Source organism: Pseudomonas hefeiensis (assembly GCF_030687835.1).
GTDB classification, from domain to species: domain Bacteria; phylum Pseudomonadota; class Gammaproteobacteria; order Pseudomonadales; family Pseudomonadaceae; genus Aquipseudomonas; species Aquipseudomonas hefeiensis.
Genome location: NZ_CP117449.1, coordinates 95196 through 110613 on the forward strand (window position 1 = coordinate 95196; position 15418 = coordinate 110613).

At 54.4% G+C, this 15418-nt stretch carries 18 protein-coding genes and 1 pseudogene; 5 read left to right on the forward strand and 14 right to left on the reverse strand.

Features of this window, described 5'->3' with window-relative positions; all coding sequences use genetic code 11:
• Positions 1-108 precede the first annotated feature (108 nt).
• The 4 genes from PSH57_RS00425 to PSH57_RS00440 form a co-directional block, all read right to left on the reverse strand.
• Positions 109-1143 (reverse strand): aldo/keto reductase, encoded by a 1035-nt coding sequence (locus PSH57_RS00425; RefSeq protein ID WP_305387172.1) that lies wholly within the window; start codon positions 1141-1143, stop codon positions 109-111.
• A 186-nt stretch (positions 1144-1329) separates the two neighbouring features.
• Positions 1330-1830 carry a DUF2306 domain-containing protein gene (locus PSH57_RS00430; RefSeq protein ID WP_305387173.1) on the reverse strand — a complete coding sequence of 167 codons (501 nt, stop codon included), beginning with the start codon at positions 1828-1830 and terminating at the stop codon, positions 1330-1332.
• A gap of 50 nt (positions 1831-1880) precedes the next feature.
• Positions 1881-2705 (reverse strand): alpha/beta fold hydrolase, encoded by an 825-nt coding sequence (locus PSH57_RS00435; RefSeq protein WP_305387175.1) that lies wholly within the window; start codon positions 2703-2705, stop codon positions 1881-1883.
• Positions 2702-2884 carry a hypothetical protein gene (locus tag PSH57_RS00440; RefSeq protein WP_305444810.1) on the reverse strand — a complete coding sequence of 61 codons (183 nt, stop codon included), beginning with the start codon at positions 2882-2884 and terminating at the stop codon, positions 2702-2704. The genes PSH57_RS00435 and PSH57_RS00440 overlap by 4 nt, the downstream gene beginning before the upstream one ends.
• A gap of 202 nt (positions 2885-3086) precedes the next feature.
• On the opposite strand from PSH57_RS00440, the gene PSH57_RS00445 reads away from it, so the two are divergent.
• Positions 3087-3494: a helix-turn-helix transcriptional regulator gene (locus PSH57_RS00445; RefSeq protein WP_305387176.1), complete on the forward strand. Its 408-nt coding sequence runs from the start codon at positions 3087-3089 to the stop codon at positions 3492-3494.
• A gap of 12 nt (positions 3495-3506) precedes the next feature.
• Here the strand turns inward: PSH57_RS00445 and PSH57_RS00450 are convergent, their stop codons facing one another.
• The gene (locus PSH57_RS00450) at positions 3507-4454 is read right to left on the reverse strand and encodes a helix-turn-helix domain-containing protein (protein WP_305387177.1); all 948 of its coding nucleotides are present in this window, start codon (positions 4452-4454) and stop codon (positions 3507-3509) included.
• 476 nt (positions 4455-4930) lie between these two features.
• On the opposite strand from PSH57_RS00450, the gene PSH57_RS00455 reads away from it, so the two are divergent.
• The 3 genes from PSH57_RS00455 to PSH57_RS00465 all read left to right on the forward strand — a co-directional run bounded on the left by PSH57_RS00455 (position 4931) and on the right by PSH57_RS00465 (position 6763).
• A complete protein-coding gene (locus PSH57_RS00455) occupies positions 4931-5164 on the forward strand; it encodes a hypothetical protein (RefSeq protein ID WP_305387178.1) in 234 nt (77 codons plus the stop codon).
• An 89-nt stretch (positions 5165-5253) separates the two neighbouring features.
• Complete coding sequence (locus PSH57_RS00460) at positions 5254-5904, forward strand: DUF2459 domain-containing protein (RefSeq protein ID WP_305387180.1); 651 nt, start codon at positions 5254-5256, stop codon at positions 5902-5904.
• Between the two features lie 466 nt (positions 5905-6370).
• Complete coding sequence (locus PSH57_RS00465) at positions 6371-6763, forward strand: hypothetical protein (protein ID WP_305387182.1); 393 nt, start codon at positions 6371-6373, stop codon at positions 6761-6763.
• A 571-nt stretch (positions 6764-7334) separates the two neighbouring features.
• Here PSH57_RS00465 and PSH57_RS00470 read toward each other — a convergent pair.
• From PSH57_RS00470 to PSH57_RS00490, 5 genes and pseudogenes are all read right to left on the reverse strand, one after another.
• Positions 7335-7913, reverse strand: coding sequence for a plasmid pRiA4b ORF-3 family protein (locus PSH57_RS00470; protein ID WP_305384618.1), 579 nt, complete (start codon positions 7911-7913; stop codon positions 7335-7337).
• A gap of 3 nt (positions 7914-7916) precedes the next feature.
• A pseudogene (gene tnpC / locus PSH57_RS00475) lies at positions 7917-9420 on the reverse strand (IS66 family transposase).
• Between the two features lie 37 nt (positions 9421-9457).
• The gene (gene tnpB / locus PSH57_RS00480) at positions 9458-9802 is read right to left on the reverse strand and encodes an IS66 family insertion sequence element accessory protein TnpB (RefSeq protein WP_034138746.1); all 345 of its coding nucleotides are present in this window, start codon (positions 9800-9802) and stop codon (positions 9458-9460) included.
• On the reverse strand, positions 9799-10176 hold the full coding sequence (gene tnpA, locus PSH57_RS29160) for an IS66-like element accessory protein TnpA (protein WP_422766044.1): 378 nt from the start codon (positions 10174-10176) through the stop codon (positions 9799-9801). Before tnpA ends, tnpB begins: the two co-directional genes overlap by 4 nt.
• Positions 10177-10291: 115 nt before the next feature.
• The gene (locus PSH57_RS00490) at positions 10292-10765 is read right to left on the reverse strand and encodes a hypothetical protein (protein ID WP_305387184.1); all 474 of its coding nucleotides are present in this window, start codon (positions 10763-10765) and stop codon (positions 10292-10294) included.
• A gap of 294 nt (positions 10766-11059) precedes the next feature.
• Between PSH57_RS00490 and PSH57_RS00495 the strand changes: the two genes are divergently transcribed.
• Positions 11060-11476 carry an Imm50 family immunity protein gene (locus tag PSH57_RS00495; protein WP_305387186.1) on the forward strand — a complete coding sequence of 139 codons (417 nt, stop codon included), beginning with the start codon at positions 11060-11062 and terminating at the stop codon, positions 11474-11476.
• 49 nt (positions 11477-11525) lie between these two features.
• On the opposite strand, the gene PSH57_RS00500 is transcribed toward PSH57_RS00495, so the two are convergent.
• The 4 genes from PSH57_RS00500 to PSH57_RS00515 all read right to left on the reverse strand — a co-directional run bounded on the left by PSH57_RS00500 (position 11526) and on the right by PSH57_RS00515 (position 15409).
• On the reverse strand, positions 11526-11981 hold the full coding sequence (locus PSH57_RS00500) for a hypothetical protein (protein ID WP_305387187.1): 456 nt from the start codon (positions 11979-11981) through the stop codon (positions 11526-11528).
• A gap of 113 nt (positions 11982-12094) precedes the next feature.
• Positions 12095-12835 (reverse strand): HNH endonuclease, encoded by a 741-nt coding sequence (locus PSH57_RS00505; RefSeq protein WP_305387189.1) that lies wholly within the window; start codon positions 12833-12835, stop codon positions 12095-12097.
• 295 nt (positions 12836-13130) lie between these two features.
• A complete protein-coding gene (locus tag PSH57_RS00510) occupies positions 13131-14561 on the reverse strand; it encodes an IS1182 family transposase (RefSeq protein ID WP_305384404.1) in 1431 nt (476 codons plus the stop codon).
• Between the two features lie 269 nt (positions 14562-14830).
• Entirely contained in the window at positions 14831-15409 is a 579-nt protein-coding gene (locus PSH57_RS00515; protein ID WP_305387191.1) for a hypothetical protein, read from the reverse strand.
• Positions 15410-15418 lie beyond the last annotated feature (9 nt).

Genomic DNA, 15418 nt, shown 5'->3' on the forward strand with positions numbered 1-15418 from the left:
CCCCAGCACAGCCACCGTGCCCCAATGCTGTTGGCTTTGTAGAAAGTCGCCGTTGCTCATCCAGCATCCTGCACCGTCGAGTCAGGGCTGGATAGCTGACCCCAATACTCATCGAACAATCCGGTTCGTTGCATCGATGAGGTCTGCCTTGCCTCCGGCAAGCGAGGGTCCTGAAGCCGCAACCACGTCGTGTGGAAATCCAAGGGTTATTGCGCTAACAGCGTCCAGATGCTCCAGTTGATCCGCCGTCAGGTGAACGTCTGCTGACGCAAGGTTATCGGCCATCTGCTCCGGCGTGCGTGGACCAATGATGGGGAGTGTTCCCTTGGCCAGCACCCAGGCGATTGCGATCTGACCCGGTGTATGGCCGGTCTCTTCGGCGATCGCCAATACTGAATCCACAGTCGTGGTCTTGCGCTCGCTGCTCTCGTCGTGGATAACCGCCCCCAAACCCTGGGCACGACCGGTTTCCCCTTTGCGGTATTTACCTGTCAGCAAACCACCTCCTAGCGGTGACCACCCGACCGTTCCCAAATTGAATGCAGCCGCCATCGGCAGAAGTTCGCGTTCGGCCGACCGCTCCACCAGGCTGTGCTCCAATTGCACCGCCGATATCGCAGACCAACCACGAAGCTCGGCCAGGGTGGCTGCCGTTGCCACACGCCAAGCCGGAAAGTTGGACAGTCCGCTATAAAGCACTTTGCCAGAGCGGATCAGGTCGTCCAGACCCCGTACAATTTCGTCGATAGGCGTTACGCCATCGGGCATATGCACCCACAAAAGATCAATTCGATCCGTCTTGAGGCGCTTAAGGCTTACTTCCACCGAGCTGAGCATGGCTTTGCGGCTATTGCCGGAGCGCAGAACGCCAGCACCGGGTGAATCACCGAGTGAGAATTTAGTCGCCAGCACGACTTCATCGCGCTCGGTAGCCACGAAATCGCCGAGCATTGATTCCGACTGGCCAAATTGATATTGATCGGCCGTATCGATGAAGTTGCCCCCCGCTTCACGGTAGCCGTTGTAGATTTTACGTGCCTCGTCCGGCTCGGAGCCATAGCCCCATCCTTTACCGAAGTTGCCGGTGCCGAGCGCTAGCGAAGATACCCGCAGGCCGGTGTTGCCGAAAATGCGATAACGCATGGCGTGCTCCTTCATGGGCAGGAGGCTTCAGCGACCTGCGCGGGTTGATAGTTAATGTATGCGTAGGAAGTTTAGACGGTCACATAAGTAGTTGGCCCCCTCCACTCCAGCCAAATCAGTAACGCCGTGTCATCCGGTGTTCGCGTCAACGGCCCTCCACCACGATACGGCCGGCAGCGAACCGCGTCATGCAATACGGGCGAGTCGTTGTGTCCTTCGAATACTTACAATTTGCGCGGCCGCGCCTGCTAGGTAAATCAGGAAACAGCCCCCTACTAGCATCTTGAGTGTTGGGTCCTGCGGACCAGCAAAAACTGGGTGGCCCACGGGCACTCTTGTTCCCGTCTCAGTGAGACCGGGGATGAAGTGGAAGAAGAAAGTCAGTGAGTAACCCAAAGCGGCAATGTACCGCGAAAGGCCACGCTGGCTGGCGCGGGTCTCTGCCAAATAGGCAATGGCCAACACGATTAGTGTTGTGATCGACAGGACATGCGGAGCGCCAAAACCTCCGTGGTGAAAGATAAACAGCCCAGTGATACTGGTTGCTACGGTGAACCACACATAGATTCGCCCCGATCGTGTGCGAAAGCTGATTTCGCCGTGACTCAGGAGCGTAACAATTGCCCCTGCCACTGCTATCAGGGCGAGGGCTGTATGCAGCATGCCGAAAGGTGTCATACCCAACATAAGAATGCCTCCAGTCGAAGGGACCATGCGCCGTTCCGGCTATGTGCTTCTCAGGATTTTACAAATGCCAAAAGGTCGGCATTCAGTCGTTCTTTATGGGTGTCGGTAATGCCATGAGGGGCGCCTTCGTAGACGATCAATTTGCTGTTCTTGATCAGTTTGGCTGAAGCACGACCTGCCGCATCGATAGGAACGATCTGGTCATCGTCACCGTGGATAATCAGCGTTGGTACGTCGAACTTTTTCAAATCTTGCGTGAAATCGGTTTCCGAGAAGGCCTTAATGCTGTCGTAAGTGTTCTTGTGCCCACCCAACATGCCTTGCATCCACCAGGCGTTGATGACCCCTTGCGATGGCTTCGCACCAGGGCGGTTGTAGCCAAAGAAAGGACCGCTCGGGATGTCGATGAATAGCTGCGACCTGTCGGCCAGGAAGGCTGCGCGGATGTCATCGAAGACTTTAATGGGCAGGCCGCCGGGATTGGCTTCGGTCTTGACCATCAGCGGTGGGACGGCAGAAATGAGGCCGGCCTTCTTCACTCGCTTGGTGCCATGACGACCAATGTATCTCGCCACCTCGCCTCCGCCTGTGGAGAAACCGAACAACGTGGCATCCCTCACATCCAGGTGGTCGAGCAATTGGGCCAGGTCATCGGCATAGTGGTCCATGTCATTGCCATCCCAGGGTTGACTGGAACGGCCGTGGCCGCGGCGGTCATGGGCAATGCAACGAAAGCCGTTAAGGGCCAGGTGATACATCTGTGATTCCCAACTGTCCGCGTCCAGCGGCCAGCCATGGCTGAACACGACGACCGGGCCCTTGCCCCAATCCTTGTAATAGATTTCCACGCCATCTTTGGTGGTGAAGGTACTCATGGTTTTATGCACTCCATGGTTTTTTGAGGGGGATTGGATTCAGACGCCTGTGCGTTCGCTTGGAAAAACGCTTTACCCTGGATGTCAGCAGCGAAAAGAGGCGTTTCCTCTTCGTTGTTCTCAACGGGGGCTTTGATGACGCTTCTGCGAGTGGAGTTTGCTAGCACCTGACTGCTCATGATTAATGACCTTGTGGAAAGTTCATCTATGACATGCCGCCGATGATCCCAATGCCAAAGCCGCTGAGCTACGTAAAAACGGCAATTAGAATCGAAGCTTCGCCGATCCATGCACTCAGTGTTTTTGCCTGTTTTACGTAGTTCAGTGCAGTGAGTTAAGAGACCCTTAGCCGACCTGAAACGAGTTGAATGGCAGGTTGAAATGCAAAAGGTCCCTGTCTCGCCCCAACACGCGGAACACCCAAAAAAACTGCGAGCCGGATGGCAAGGTGCCAAACACCAGGAAAGCGTCGCCAAGGTGCTGGACCTACTGCTTGTGTATGAGGAAAAACCGATTCGCCTATCCGATTTGTGCCGCCATGCAAGCATTAGCGAACGCACCTTGCGCTCCATTTTCAAAGAGGTATTCGGTATAGGGCCGAATCGTTACTTGCACATTCGCAGGCTACATCTGGTCCGTGCCGCACTGTCAGTAGCCAACGCCAACACGACATCCGTCAGTGATATCGCCTCGCGCTTCGGTTTTTCCGACAGTGGACGAATGGCGTCCGATTATCGGAGGCTGTTCGGGGAATACCCCCGCCAAACCCTGATTCGGACGCTGCTGTGAACGTCTCAAGCATCATGGATGCGACAACGCCTTCGTGGCCCTGAGCGATTGCGCCGGCAGCGTTCCAAAATACTGGCGGTACAGGCTGGCGAAACGGCCAAAATCCCAGACCCCAAAACGTGCGCAAATGCTGGTGATCGTATCGTCAGGGCCTGCATGTCGGATGGCATCACGCATCCCATGCAAGCGGCGGATCATCAGATACCGATGAGGACTCATACCGAGGTATTCGTTGAATACATTGCGTACAGTGCGCTCCGAGGCACAGGCGGCCTGACAGATGTCTTCAGTGTAAACGGACTGGATCTCCAGCGTATCCAGCAACTCCAATGCACGCTTGAGTATCTCTCGGTGATCGCGATGGTGCCGTGGTGCGGCGTGAAGCGGGTCTACGGGCAGCAGCATGCGGAAGACCACATCCATCACCTCCCGGCGCGCGGCCTCCTCAGCTTCCTCGTTGTGCAGAACCTCAGGGGCTTGGGCTTCGATGTGGAACAGACGACGTGCCAGCCACAACAATGGGCCGAGATTGCGCTGGGCGTTGCTGACCAAGTTGCGATGCAACACGCAAAAGTCGAACTCATCTTCACGTACCGACGCCCAACGGAGCACTAACTCGCAGGACATCGCCACCGTCAGCCAACGGGCCGGACTTTTCGCGTTGATGTGGAACATGGCATTGGGCACCATCCAGCCGATTCGTCGGCGATTGAAGGGATGGCCGTCGACCACCGTGGACTCATGCCCCGTCAGCGGCAGGAAGATGTTGAAGTAACCTGGCAGGCCGATGCCGGTGTAAACCGTGCTGGCGCCCTCGCGGCCACTCATCAGTGCTACGCCGTTCAAGTCAACGACGTTGAGTTGCCAGTCGCGCTGCTGTCGCGTGCGCAGCACGTACCGGCCTTGCACCCCGTATAACGCTTCTTCGAATTCGTCGAACTCTGAACAGATCAGCTGCATCGCCCACCTCACTCAACCCATATATAGCGGAGGGCAGCCTCCATGCCAGATCGGTCCAGACGATGAGCATAGACTACGAAAACGGCAGGCAGACGAACGCGCATGGCCGTCCATCTACCCACTCGGTGCAACGGTTCAGCGGCTCAGGTAGTCCGAGGTGGAGATGAGCGGTGCAGTGTGAAAAGGGGACAGAATTATTTGCTGGAAATAAATCTGTCCCTTTTTCTCCTTTGCTTCTCTATTCACCCCCAATCCACTGTTGATCCGCTAAAAGCTCAGCCGGCGCAAAACCTGTGGGAGCAAAGCTTGCTCGCGATAGCGGTAGACCAGCCAAACCCGTTGTCGACTGACCTGGCCCAATCGCGAGCAAGCTTTGCTCCCACAGGTTTGCGGCTTAGCTGATCGGCATCGGCATCGGCATCGGCCCGCAACGCACCCTCTCGACATTGATCATCAAGACCTGACTGGAGACGTACATGTCCGTAATTACTCAATTGGTCATTGCCTTGGTGGTGTCCTTTCTGCTCGATCGATTCCTCAAACCCTATCTGCTACGCAAGTGGCTAGGCGTGGTGTTGGTGGCGGCGGGTGCGGTTGGCTGCGTTTTGGCCGGTCAGACCCGCTTGTTGGGGTTTGATCTGGGGTTGCTGTCGGTTTTTGCCGTGGGGATAGGGATGGGGTTGTTCATGAAGCGGCGGCGGTTTGAGTAGGTTGGCTGAGCGGGAAAGGTGGATGGATTAATATCAGAAAATAAATCCGTCCTCTTAAGTGGTCCCCTTAAGTGAGCGAGCCCTTGTGTATGCGCATTGTAGTGCTGGCCCTGATCCTCACGCTGTTCGGCTGCGCTACCGCGTCGGACCCGCCGAGGGGCGAGGGTGGCGATTGGCGGTCCTTCTATGTAGTGAATCATGGCCTGCATACCGGCTTGGTAATTGCGCGCCCCGATCTGCTTCAGGTGCTTCCCGCACTGGCCGAAGCGTTCAGCGACGGCGACTTCGTTGAGTTCGGTTGGGGTGACGAGGATTTTTACCGAGCCCCACAGGCCACCTTGAGCCTCGCCCTGCGAGCCTTGTTCGGGTCGACGGCAACCGTGCTGCATGCGGTCAAGATTGACGGTGACCCCAGGCAGCGTTTCGCCGCAAGCGAGGTCGTCGAGGTGCGGGTGACGGAGGACGGCTACCAACGACTGCTCGCGTTCGTGGCCGGGACCTTCACCCACTCAGCGACGGGCACCTTGGCGGTGCTCGGGCCTGGCCTGTATGGAGAGAGCCGGTTCTACCAGGCCGAGGGTCGCTATTCGCTGTTTTATACCTGCAATACCTGGGTCGCAGAGGCGCTGGCCGCGAGCAGTTGCCCAATGTCGCCTACGGCGGTGATTACGGCGGGGAACGTCATGTCGCAGTTGCGTCGGGCGACGGCGGTCGGTGCATCTTGCCTGGCTACCCGTTAACCCGTGCCTGACGGCGGGTGTGTATTCCAGTGGTGCTGACATCCAGTTCCAGTGAATGTGACCCAACCAAAATCTTGTTTGCGAAATTGCATCCCACGGGACTGTCCGTATTCGTTCCCATTGACCCGCCAATTGCGTTGGTGCTGACCACCGTTTGCATCAGGCATTGACCGATACCCGCTGAAGAAGCGACCGGCAGAGAACCAGCCAGCCAGAAGCAGCCACTGGACAGGCCTGTTGTCAGTCGCTAAGACCTGGCGGCTTCGATGAAGCCAACAAAGATTTTTGCCTGCATGAATCCCTCAAATGTGGGAGACAATGGTAACGGTGTGCGTGTGAATTTAGAAGACGGTAGGCGAGCCCTTGTTCGTCCCAATAGCAGCAACGGTCGGCGAACCATCGAAATACAAAGACCTGACGGAAAAAGAGCCGGTGATCAGATACATTACGACTAAAGGATGTTGACATGAATACACAAATATTCCGTCCATGGAGTGCATTAGGCTTGCCTGCTTTAGGTAGAGTAACCTTCGAACGAATAACCTATGACAGCGGCATGCGCGTTCATCTTAAAGAATCAGGAAGTGCAGGTAGAAGACTTTATTTAGACTTCATTCAACTTCCCACCGCAATACGCATAGCAAACGAGAGCATGAGGCTTGTTTCGTTGCAGCTGATACCCAAGGAAATCGAAACCTCATTTTTCTTAGTTGAGAATTCAGATTTTTTAGCATGGCTACATAATGATTCACTTGGTATCTATAAAGATGATCCAATTTTTCATTTGGCAATTGTCACAGATGAGTGGATAGACATTATCTGCAATGAAAAACCAGTACTTGTGATTGAGGGCAGATAGGCTTTACGGGCCCAGACTTGAATGACATTGATGGGACGACCTGCATTCTTGATGCAGAAGCTGGCAGGGCGGCGCAATGGCCGAGATCGACCGAGTGATAACGTCTGACAGACTACCGGCCTACCGCCTTGGTAGTCAGTCGTGCGCGCCTCTTGTCGTAAAGGCAGAAAACGGCCAGAGCGGACATCCCCTAGGTACGGCTGCCGGCCAGAAGCAGGCCGTCAGAACAGTAAAATATCGAATTTAAGATTTAACTTCGCTCTGGACAGTGCCACGCGAGACAGTGCCACATGCTTCCCGATACCGTAAATTGCACCATCAGCATTTGAGACTCTGCATAATCGGGTGCTTCGGTGTAGCTGAAAACGAGCTTCGGATAGATGCTCCGCCCGAAAGCCAGGAACTCATCAACCGGCGCATTGCAACTCGCCAAACATTCGATTAACGGGTGCCACCTATCTTCAGAGAAAAATTTCAGCTTTCTCCTCCAGTACAGATATTCCTGATTAAGGAATAGGTCATGAATACAAGTGGTTAATTCGTAAGCGTCCGAGCTACACCGCCTTGCAACTCAAACCTTAATCCGTTTAAACCACTGGTTCACGCGCTCGCACTCAAATGTCGCCGGATCAAAAACATCGCCATGCCATTCAACCATGGCGTCATGCTCTGGATGATCGGGGTTGCCCATCGCCTCCAGAAACTCCTCGTAACCAGGCCCGCCACCCACGTCTTCCGGTGGGCAAGCATTGGCGCCGTCGATGCAGTACGGCACCTGAGGACAGGCAACAGCGGGTAGCGTTTTTTCGACCTTGATACTGTGATGCCAGCTGTCACCAAAGTCGTAGAGATAATTGAATGTCCGCTTTCCGCTTAGCGCCTTGATCAGCGTTTTACGGGATTCCGGGTTCACCGTCGGCCCCCAACCATCAGGGTCGGGCATGCCGTAATTCTCACCAGCAATTTCAAACTCATGCAGATGGCTATCACTCCAGCCCATCACGACCTGGATGACATGGTGCAGCTTGCCCAAGGTGATGTTTTCAGGCACCGCGAACCGACGCCAAATCTTCGGAGTGATCCACTTCAGCTCGATGTGCAGCAGTAACAGGTCGGGGGCGGGTTTGGGTAAACGGACAGTTTTAACCATGGATCAGGTGGCCTCGCAGTGTTCAGTGTGATTCAAAGAAATGTTCCAAGGCAGCAACTCGCTCACCCGATTGATCGAGTGTTCGGCAATGTGCTCAAGTACGTAGGCCAGATAGGCCTGTGGGTTTAACCCGTTTAGCTTGGCAGTACCCACCAGGCTGTAAATCGCAGCGGCTCGTTCTCCGCCGACATCGGAACCGGCAAACAGGTAGTTTTTGCGGCCCAGCGCGACGGCGCGTAGCGCCCGTTCGGCGGCGTTGTTGTCGATTTCGATTCGGCCGTCATTGCAGTAGCGCGTTAAGGCCTGCCACCGGTTGAGGGCATAGAGGATTGCACCGCCCAATGCCGACTTTTTCGACAGTTGAGTCAGCGTCTGATTAAGCCATGTGTGCAGGTGCTCCAGCAGCGGACTGGCCCGACTTTGCCGAACCGTTTTTCGCAGGTTAGGCGGCTGCCCTCGGATCTCACTTTCGATGGCATACAGGGCTGCAATCCGTTGCAGCGCCTCGGCGGCAAGGGGTGAAGCCAAGTCTTTGTAGACATCGTAAAACTTGCGCCGGGCGTGAGCCCAGCATGCAGCTTCCTCAATAGTGCCCGTCGCATACAGCTGAAAAACCGGCGTAGCCGTCAGCCTGCAAGATCCCGCTAAAGCCCTTGAGATGAGCGCGCGGATGTTGCCCCTTGCGATCCGACGAGTAGGCAAACCAGACCGCCGCCGGTGTCGAGTCACCCGCAGGCCGGTCGTCCCGCACGTATGTCCACAGGCGAGCCGTTTTGGTCTTGCCGTTGCCCGGCGCGAGCACGCCAATCGGCGTGTCGTCTGCATGGACTTTGTGACCGCTCATGACGTGGTGCTCAAGGGCGTTGATCAGCGGCCTGAGCAACTGACTGCTCTGGCCCACCCAGTCGGCCAGGGTTGAGCGCTCCAGCTCGACGCCCTCACGGGCGTAGATCTCGGACTGCCGATACAACGGCAAATGATCAACAAACTTGGAGACCAGCACATGGGCCAACAACCCCGGGCCTGCAAGGCCTCGGGCTATCGGACGACTCGGCGCCGGCACCTGGGCGATGTGCTCGCAGCAGCGACAGACCCACTTCGGACGGACATGGCAAATAACTTTGAAACGTGCCGGAACGTACTCCAGCACTTCGGACACATCCTCACCCAAATAGCGAAGCTTCCCACCGCAGCCCGTGCATTGCGACTCGGGCTGATGCACGTGAGTTTCGCGAGGCAGGTGTTCGGGCAATGGTTTGCGGCGCGAAACTGCGCGAGGTGCCGGTTCGACTGGCGTTGTCATTTCGGCTTGGCTGACTTGCAGCTCTTCGAGGCTCAACTGGAGTTGATCGATCATCGCGTCCAGTTGCTCGGAGCTGCGACCGAACTGCGTACGACGCAGCTTGGCGATCATCATTTTCAAGCGCTCAATCTCTGCCCGCTGGGCAGAGACCAGAGTCTTCAAGGCTTGAAGATCGTTCGGCAGGGAGTCGGTCACGAGAGTCATGACCGCATGTTACTGGGGATTTTTTCAGCGCGGCAAGTCAGACTGCGAGGACAGGCGCTGTACGAATTGGCCTGCGCCAATCAATGCCTTCCAACAGCATCGATAACTGCGCAGGCGTCAGCGACACGCTGCCGCTGGTTGCTTGCGGCCAGACGAAGCGCCCTTGTTCCAACCGTTTGCAAAACAGACACAAGCCGTCGCCATCCCACCACAACAGCTTGATCCGGTCACCGCGCCGTCCGCGAAAGGCAAATATCTGACCGGAAAACGGGTCGGCTTCCAACTGTGTCTGCACCAGTGCCGCTAAACCATCGAAGCCACGGCGCATATCCGTGACGCCGGCGGCGATCCAGATACGGGTTCCAGCGGGCGGGGCAATCATCGCAGCAACTGCTGCAAGACGAATTGCAGCGTCTGCGGATCGGGTGCGCCCATGATACGCAACTTGGCTTTTCCGACCTCAACTGCGATCTCGGAATGACACTCCGCCTGTGGCTGGACGACGTGCGGCAGATCGATTGGCGCCTCCATCACCTGGACGGGCAGAAGCGTTGCGCTCTGGCTGACGACGCCGAATACCCCTTCCTGATATTGATGCCGCCAGCGAAACACCAGGTTGGCATTGACGTCATGCTCACGAGCGATCAACGACACGGAGGCGCCAGGCTGGAGGGTCGCCTCGACGACTTGGCGTTTGAACGCCAGCGAGAAGTTGGGGCGGCGGCCGGTTCGACGGGCTAGGGCAACGGTATCCAAGATAGTGTCCACTAAAAAATGGTGTCCACTATCTTGGCTAATTTGGAGGGCTTTCAGGAGAGGGTGCTGGCCGGACGGTTACGTTAATTCCTCTTCGGTCGCATCTTCAGTTTGCTCACACACCGCCTGGTCCCTCGCGACGAGAAAAATCAGCTTGAGTTTCCTTCAGGGCTAGCGATAAGCGCTCATCCCCCGCCCAGACAGCATCGGTGACGCTGAACGCTTCGGAAGCACGACCGGACGCCATGGCCTGCTCTCTGGACAGCATTTGGCCGAGGATGCTATTGCTTACCCAAGATGTTTCAGAGGCGTCGATTACACGACAACCAGGTCCGCTGTCGCCATTTTCCCACTCTAGGGCTACACACTCTTTGGCCGCTGTATCCGCGCCGTCACCCCAGCCTCTCAGGCTTACGACCATGGCAACCCCAAACTCGGGATGTGATGCCGTATATGTGCACAGGTACACCGCATAGGCATCCTCGTGATTGAAGACAAAACCGCGAAAGGTTCGTGTCTCGTGACCGCAAGAGTCGCAATGTCCAACGACTGCCTCTGCACCTGGCTCGACCCTGAAAACACTGTCCATACCTGCGTATCCTTCTATTCATTGGTCTGAAAGCTCATAAAACCACCAGAGCGACCTCCCGCGTTATACGCCCCCTGATCAGAGACGAAGCCACAAACCTCGAGGATTCACCTGCTGCCTAGCTGTTATCGACCCAAAGCAACACATTTGAAGTCATCACTAAGTGAGCCTATCGATTTTGGCTTTTTTCTGCTTAACATATCTATAGCGTGAGATGCAGTCGTTGCACAATTGCTTGCTGATTGCTTCGTATCTGACGATTATCAGTTAATGACATCATCTTGGAGGCAGGCCGTGAAACCCGCAGAACTGATAAGCGGAGCGGAGAGTGTGATTGAAGCTATTGGTTTCTGGCCATCGTTTCACGATGCAGAGGTGATCTCTTTTTCGGTATCGCGCGCGCTTCCGGGCGTCGATTCGGTTACGGTAGCGAAGCTCTGCGTTCACTACCGTGAGCATGAAGCGGTTGGCGTTGGGACGGCGGACCTTGAATACGTTTGCCAGAAAAGTTTGCTGGTTGAGCTGATACTCAGTGATATCCACGATCTTGCACTGACAGAGTTCAATCAACAAAACGTGCTTGAATCAATTGACCTGAAGCGATCAGAAGATTTATCGATTCTGGTGGATATCGTCTCGATCTGGGGCGTTGGCGGAACCATTCGTTGCAACCATGTAGCCGTTGGAGCGGTAACGAATCTATTGTCCTGATGCTGGTCTGCTTTATTTTTGTTCAGTTTTATAGATATTGAGAGCAGGGTCAGGCTTTGGCGGTCGCCAATGGTCGGGTGTCGGGATATCTAACCATAAATGAGTGAGCGGCTTGCGCAGGTAGATTAATCAGGATGGTGCCGCTACTGTCCCAGCATACGATTTCAAATAAGGCACCATCGAGTTGAGGAGTTGGCTCTGTCCCATCCCAATATCTGGGGTTACCCTCGACGTATGGTGGAAACGAAGGCGATGAACGAAACCCTTTAGGTACGGCACTAAATACCGCCCAAATGAACTGCACCTCATGTTCACGTATAAAGGACGCGAGTGCGTCGCCAGAAAACCATTGATCAATCGGTGAAAAACCCGCAGGCGCCCAATTAGTTTCGATATCGCTGACGAACCAATCATAATTTTGCGGCGCAATGTTCGCAGCATCAAATACTTCAAGCATATTAGTGAACCAACGGACTTGGTTCGTCTTTTCCAAGATAAGATTCATTTGCCTCCTTGAAAGTCCGGGCTTCGTAGGTTCGCTTTTGGCCGATTGTTGCCTGTCGTGACGGGCAGCAATTGATCCGAATTTTCCATTCGCGAATACTTCAGTGGGACTTGTTAGGTTTTTTTGGTGATAAGTGCTTTAAGTTGACCAACAGTGAGCCATGGCCTTGAGCGATGCAGTATTCTATGGCAATTAGAACACACCATTGCAATGTCAGTAATTTTGGTTTTTTGTGAGGACTCCATCTCGCTTACAGGTACTATATGGTGAGCCTCAATGTAATCACTACCTCTTTCGCCATAGACTTTTTCAAAGTCAAAGTTACAGGCTTCGCAGGAAAGACGTTTATTTGACTTTTTATAAGCATCCTTCGCTGACTTGACTAGAGCTGCATTTCGCTCACGAGCTGTATGTTTCCTTTCAACTATTTTCCCCTCTGGAAAGCCCTCATCGGAGATTTTATTATTTGTGAAATCTGTGCCTTCTAGGGATAGGCTCCAAAATTTTCTTTTTTTATTGAAAGGTGATACACCCAAATCACTGCAATATTTAAGATATTTCTTTTCTAGGTTGTCGCTCTGAGTTAATTTTCCAAGCACTTTAGTGATGGCCGGATTCGTTTCTTTTCCGTCCTTCTCCCGCTGAATGTGAGAGTGAATTGTATTTTTTGAATAGCCGATATAGCGACTAGGAGAAAACCGCAGTTCATTTTCGATCTCGTATGCGATAAAGCAACTGCCCTTTCGAATCAATTCTGAACAGAATAACTGCTCTTCATCGGTGCCTTCGCACAGGTAGTCTTCGAAAAGCTGTAAGTTCTCTTCGATTTCAGTGATTGACGTCACAACAGTCATAATTCGCTCTCGAGATGGAACGGGACATTGGGTGGCAGAAGCGCGGCATACTTAAGGAAAGCTGATCTGCAACAAGATTTAACGCGCGAATTGAAGATACCAATTTGCCACTAGTCTGTCCACCGACTGCTATTGGCCCAGAGTGTGTAAAAACGTCAGATTGAGTTTTCTGTATCGACGTCAGCAGCCCGTGCTTTCGTTTCGCAAACTGATCAACATCACGACGCTTCCAGAAGCAGTCAAAACGACTCAGCAGCCTCTTAAAGTCCTTTGGGCGGGGCAAAAAGAGCGGTTTTTACGCCGCTAACGCTTTCATCAAATCAGCGGTGCCGATGATTTTCATGACCCTTTTCAAATTGTAGGCGAGCACGTTCAGACTCATCTCTGCACTGACCCCGTTGAGCTTTCGCGTGAGGAAGTGCGTTGCACCCATCCATTGTTTGAGCGTCCCGAAGGGATGCTCAACAGTCCGTTTTCGGATCCGCATCATTTCCGGCGCGTTGCTCAGCCTGTTCTGCATTTCCTCCAGGACGGCTTCATGCTCCCAGCGTCGAACCCGCCGTTCCGTGCTCGGTGTGCACTGCGGTTTCATTGCGCAACCCCGGCATTTCGAACTCCAGTAACGGTGCAACGCCAGGCCTTTTTCAACGTTGGTATAGCGCCAGATCAGGGCCTCTCCAGCCGGGCAAATGTATTCGTTTTTTGCCGCGTCATAGATGAAGGCATCGTTATTGAAACGCCCGTCTGCTTTGGCTCCAGAGGTCATCGGCTTGGGCACATAGGCGGTGATGCCTGCATCGTGGCAAGCCAGGATTTCTTCGCTTTTGAAGTAACCTCGGTCAGCCACTACCGAAAGCGTTTCTGACGCCATCGCTTCGCGGGCCTGCTTGGCCATCGCGCTGAGTTGATCACGGTCGGAACCGACGTTGGTAACCTCATGGGCAACGATCAAATGGTGCTGGGTATCGACCGCTGTCTGCACGTTGTAACCGACGATTCCAGTGCCGCGCGTCATCATGGAACGGGCGTCGGGATCGGTCAGTGAGACCTGTTTATCCGGTGATTCGTTGAGCTGAGTTTCAATGACCTGTAACTCTTTCATCTGAGCTTTGAGCTTGTCGATTTTCTCTTGCAGACGGGCAGCCTTGGGCTGAGCGATCGAGGGTTCTTGCCGATCGGCTTCGTCGAGCGCAGTCAGGTACCGATTGATACCCGATTCAATTTCTTCCATCCGCCGCTTCAGCTTGGCGCTGGTGAAATTGCGATCGCGGTTGTTGACGGCCTTGAATTTACTGCCGTCGATGGCGACCAGATTTTCTCCGAACAGTCCCAGTTGCTGGCACAGCACCACGAATTGGCGGCAGACGCCTCGGATGGCTTTGCTGTTGTCTTTTCGGAAGTTGGCGATGGTCTTGAAATCGGGTATCAAACGCCCGGTCAGCCACATCAGCTCGACGTTGCGTTGGGCTTCTCGTTCAAGACGCCGGCTCGATGGAATGCGGTTTAGATAGCCGTAGATGTAGATCTTCAGCAGGATCGCGGGATGGTAAGCCGGCCGGCCAGTATCAGCCGGTATGGCGCCCTCGAAACCCAGTTTGACCAGGTCGAGTTCGTCGACAAAGACGTCGACTACGCGCACCGGATTGGTATCGCTGACGTAATCGTCGAGGCTCTCCGGAAGGAAGGTACCTTGGCCTCGATGTTCACCTTGGATAAAGCGCTTCATGGGCGGTCCCTGCGATGAAATCCTCAGAAATCATAGCAAGGGTTTGCGAAAGCGTTTTTACACACTCTGGGCCGGTAGCTGCCTGTCACCAGCCTTCGCTACCTGCCAGAAGCGGTCACTAGGTTGGGGCGGCTGACTGTTCGCACCCTCTCACCTTCTTGGTAACTAACATTTGTCTAAGGGTCCGGCTTTAACCGACCTCAAGTGAGCGAAGCGAACGACTTGAGTCAGTTGTTAGGTATGAGTGGTCTTGAGTGAGGGGATAGGTATCACACCGGTACGACGGCTGTTCCTGTCTTGCTCTCGGTGGCAAATTTTATAAGCACTTGACCACACTTAGATCTTTCGATCATTTCCGGCGATACGGGAATCTTCAATCGGACCCATGTGCTATTCCTGCTGCCAGGGTCTAAGAGTGTGTAAGTGGTCTTGTTGTCCGTGCCGAACTTGATTTGCAGTGATTTCTTAAAGAGGCCGGACTTAAAGTTTGAAGCAACTGATGCACCAGCGCGCGAGAAGAAGAAAAATCTGCGCACACGCGGCCGGAATGCAGCAGCCGCTAAGAAAACTGGCGCGCCTGTCTGGTTGATGATCTGAATGCGAAGGACAGGTTGAGGGGAGTCGGGAGATGCTGCGCCAACCTGATCTTGGGGTTCGTTGAAGACGGCATGATCGACATATACCTGAGCAGTCAGACCTTTGAGGCCACGGCCTCGATAGTCGAGCAGAGTGGTTTGGAGGCGGAGCCAGACCCAAGCTAGTACCGCAATGGCCACGCCTACCAAGCCTTTCGCTACCTCGGCTGGAATCGACTCAAGGATTTTCTGTAGCAGTTCAGCCATGGTCATTGCTGCTAT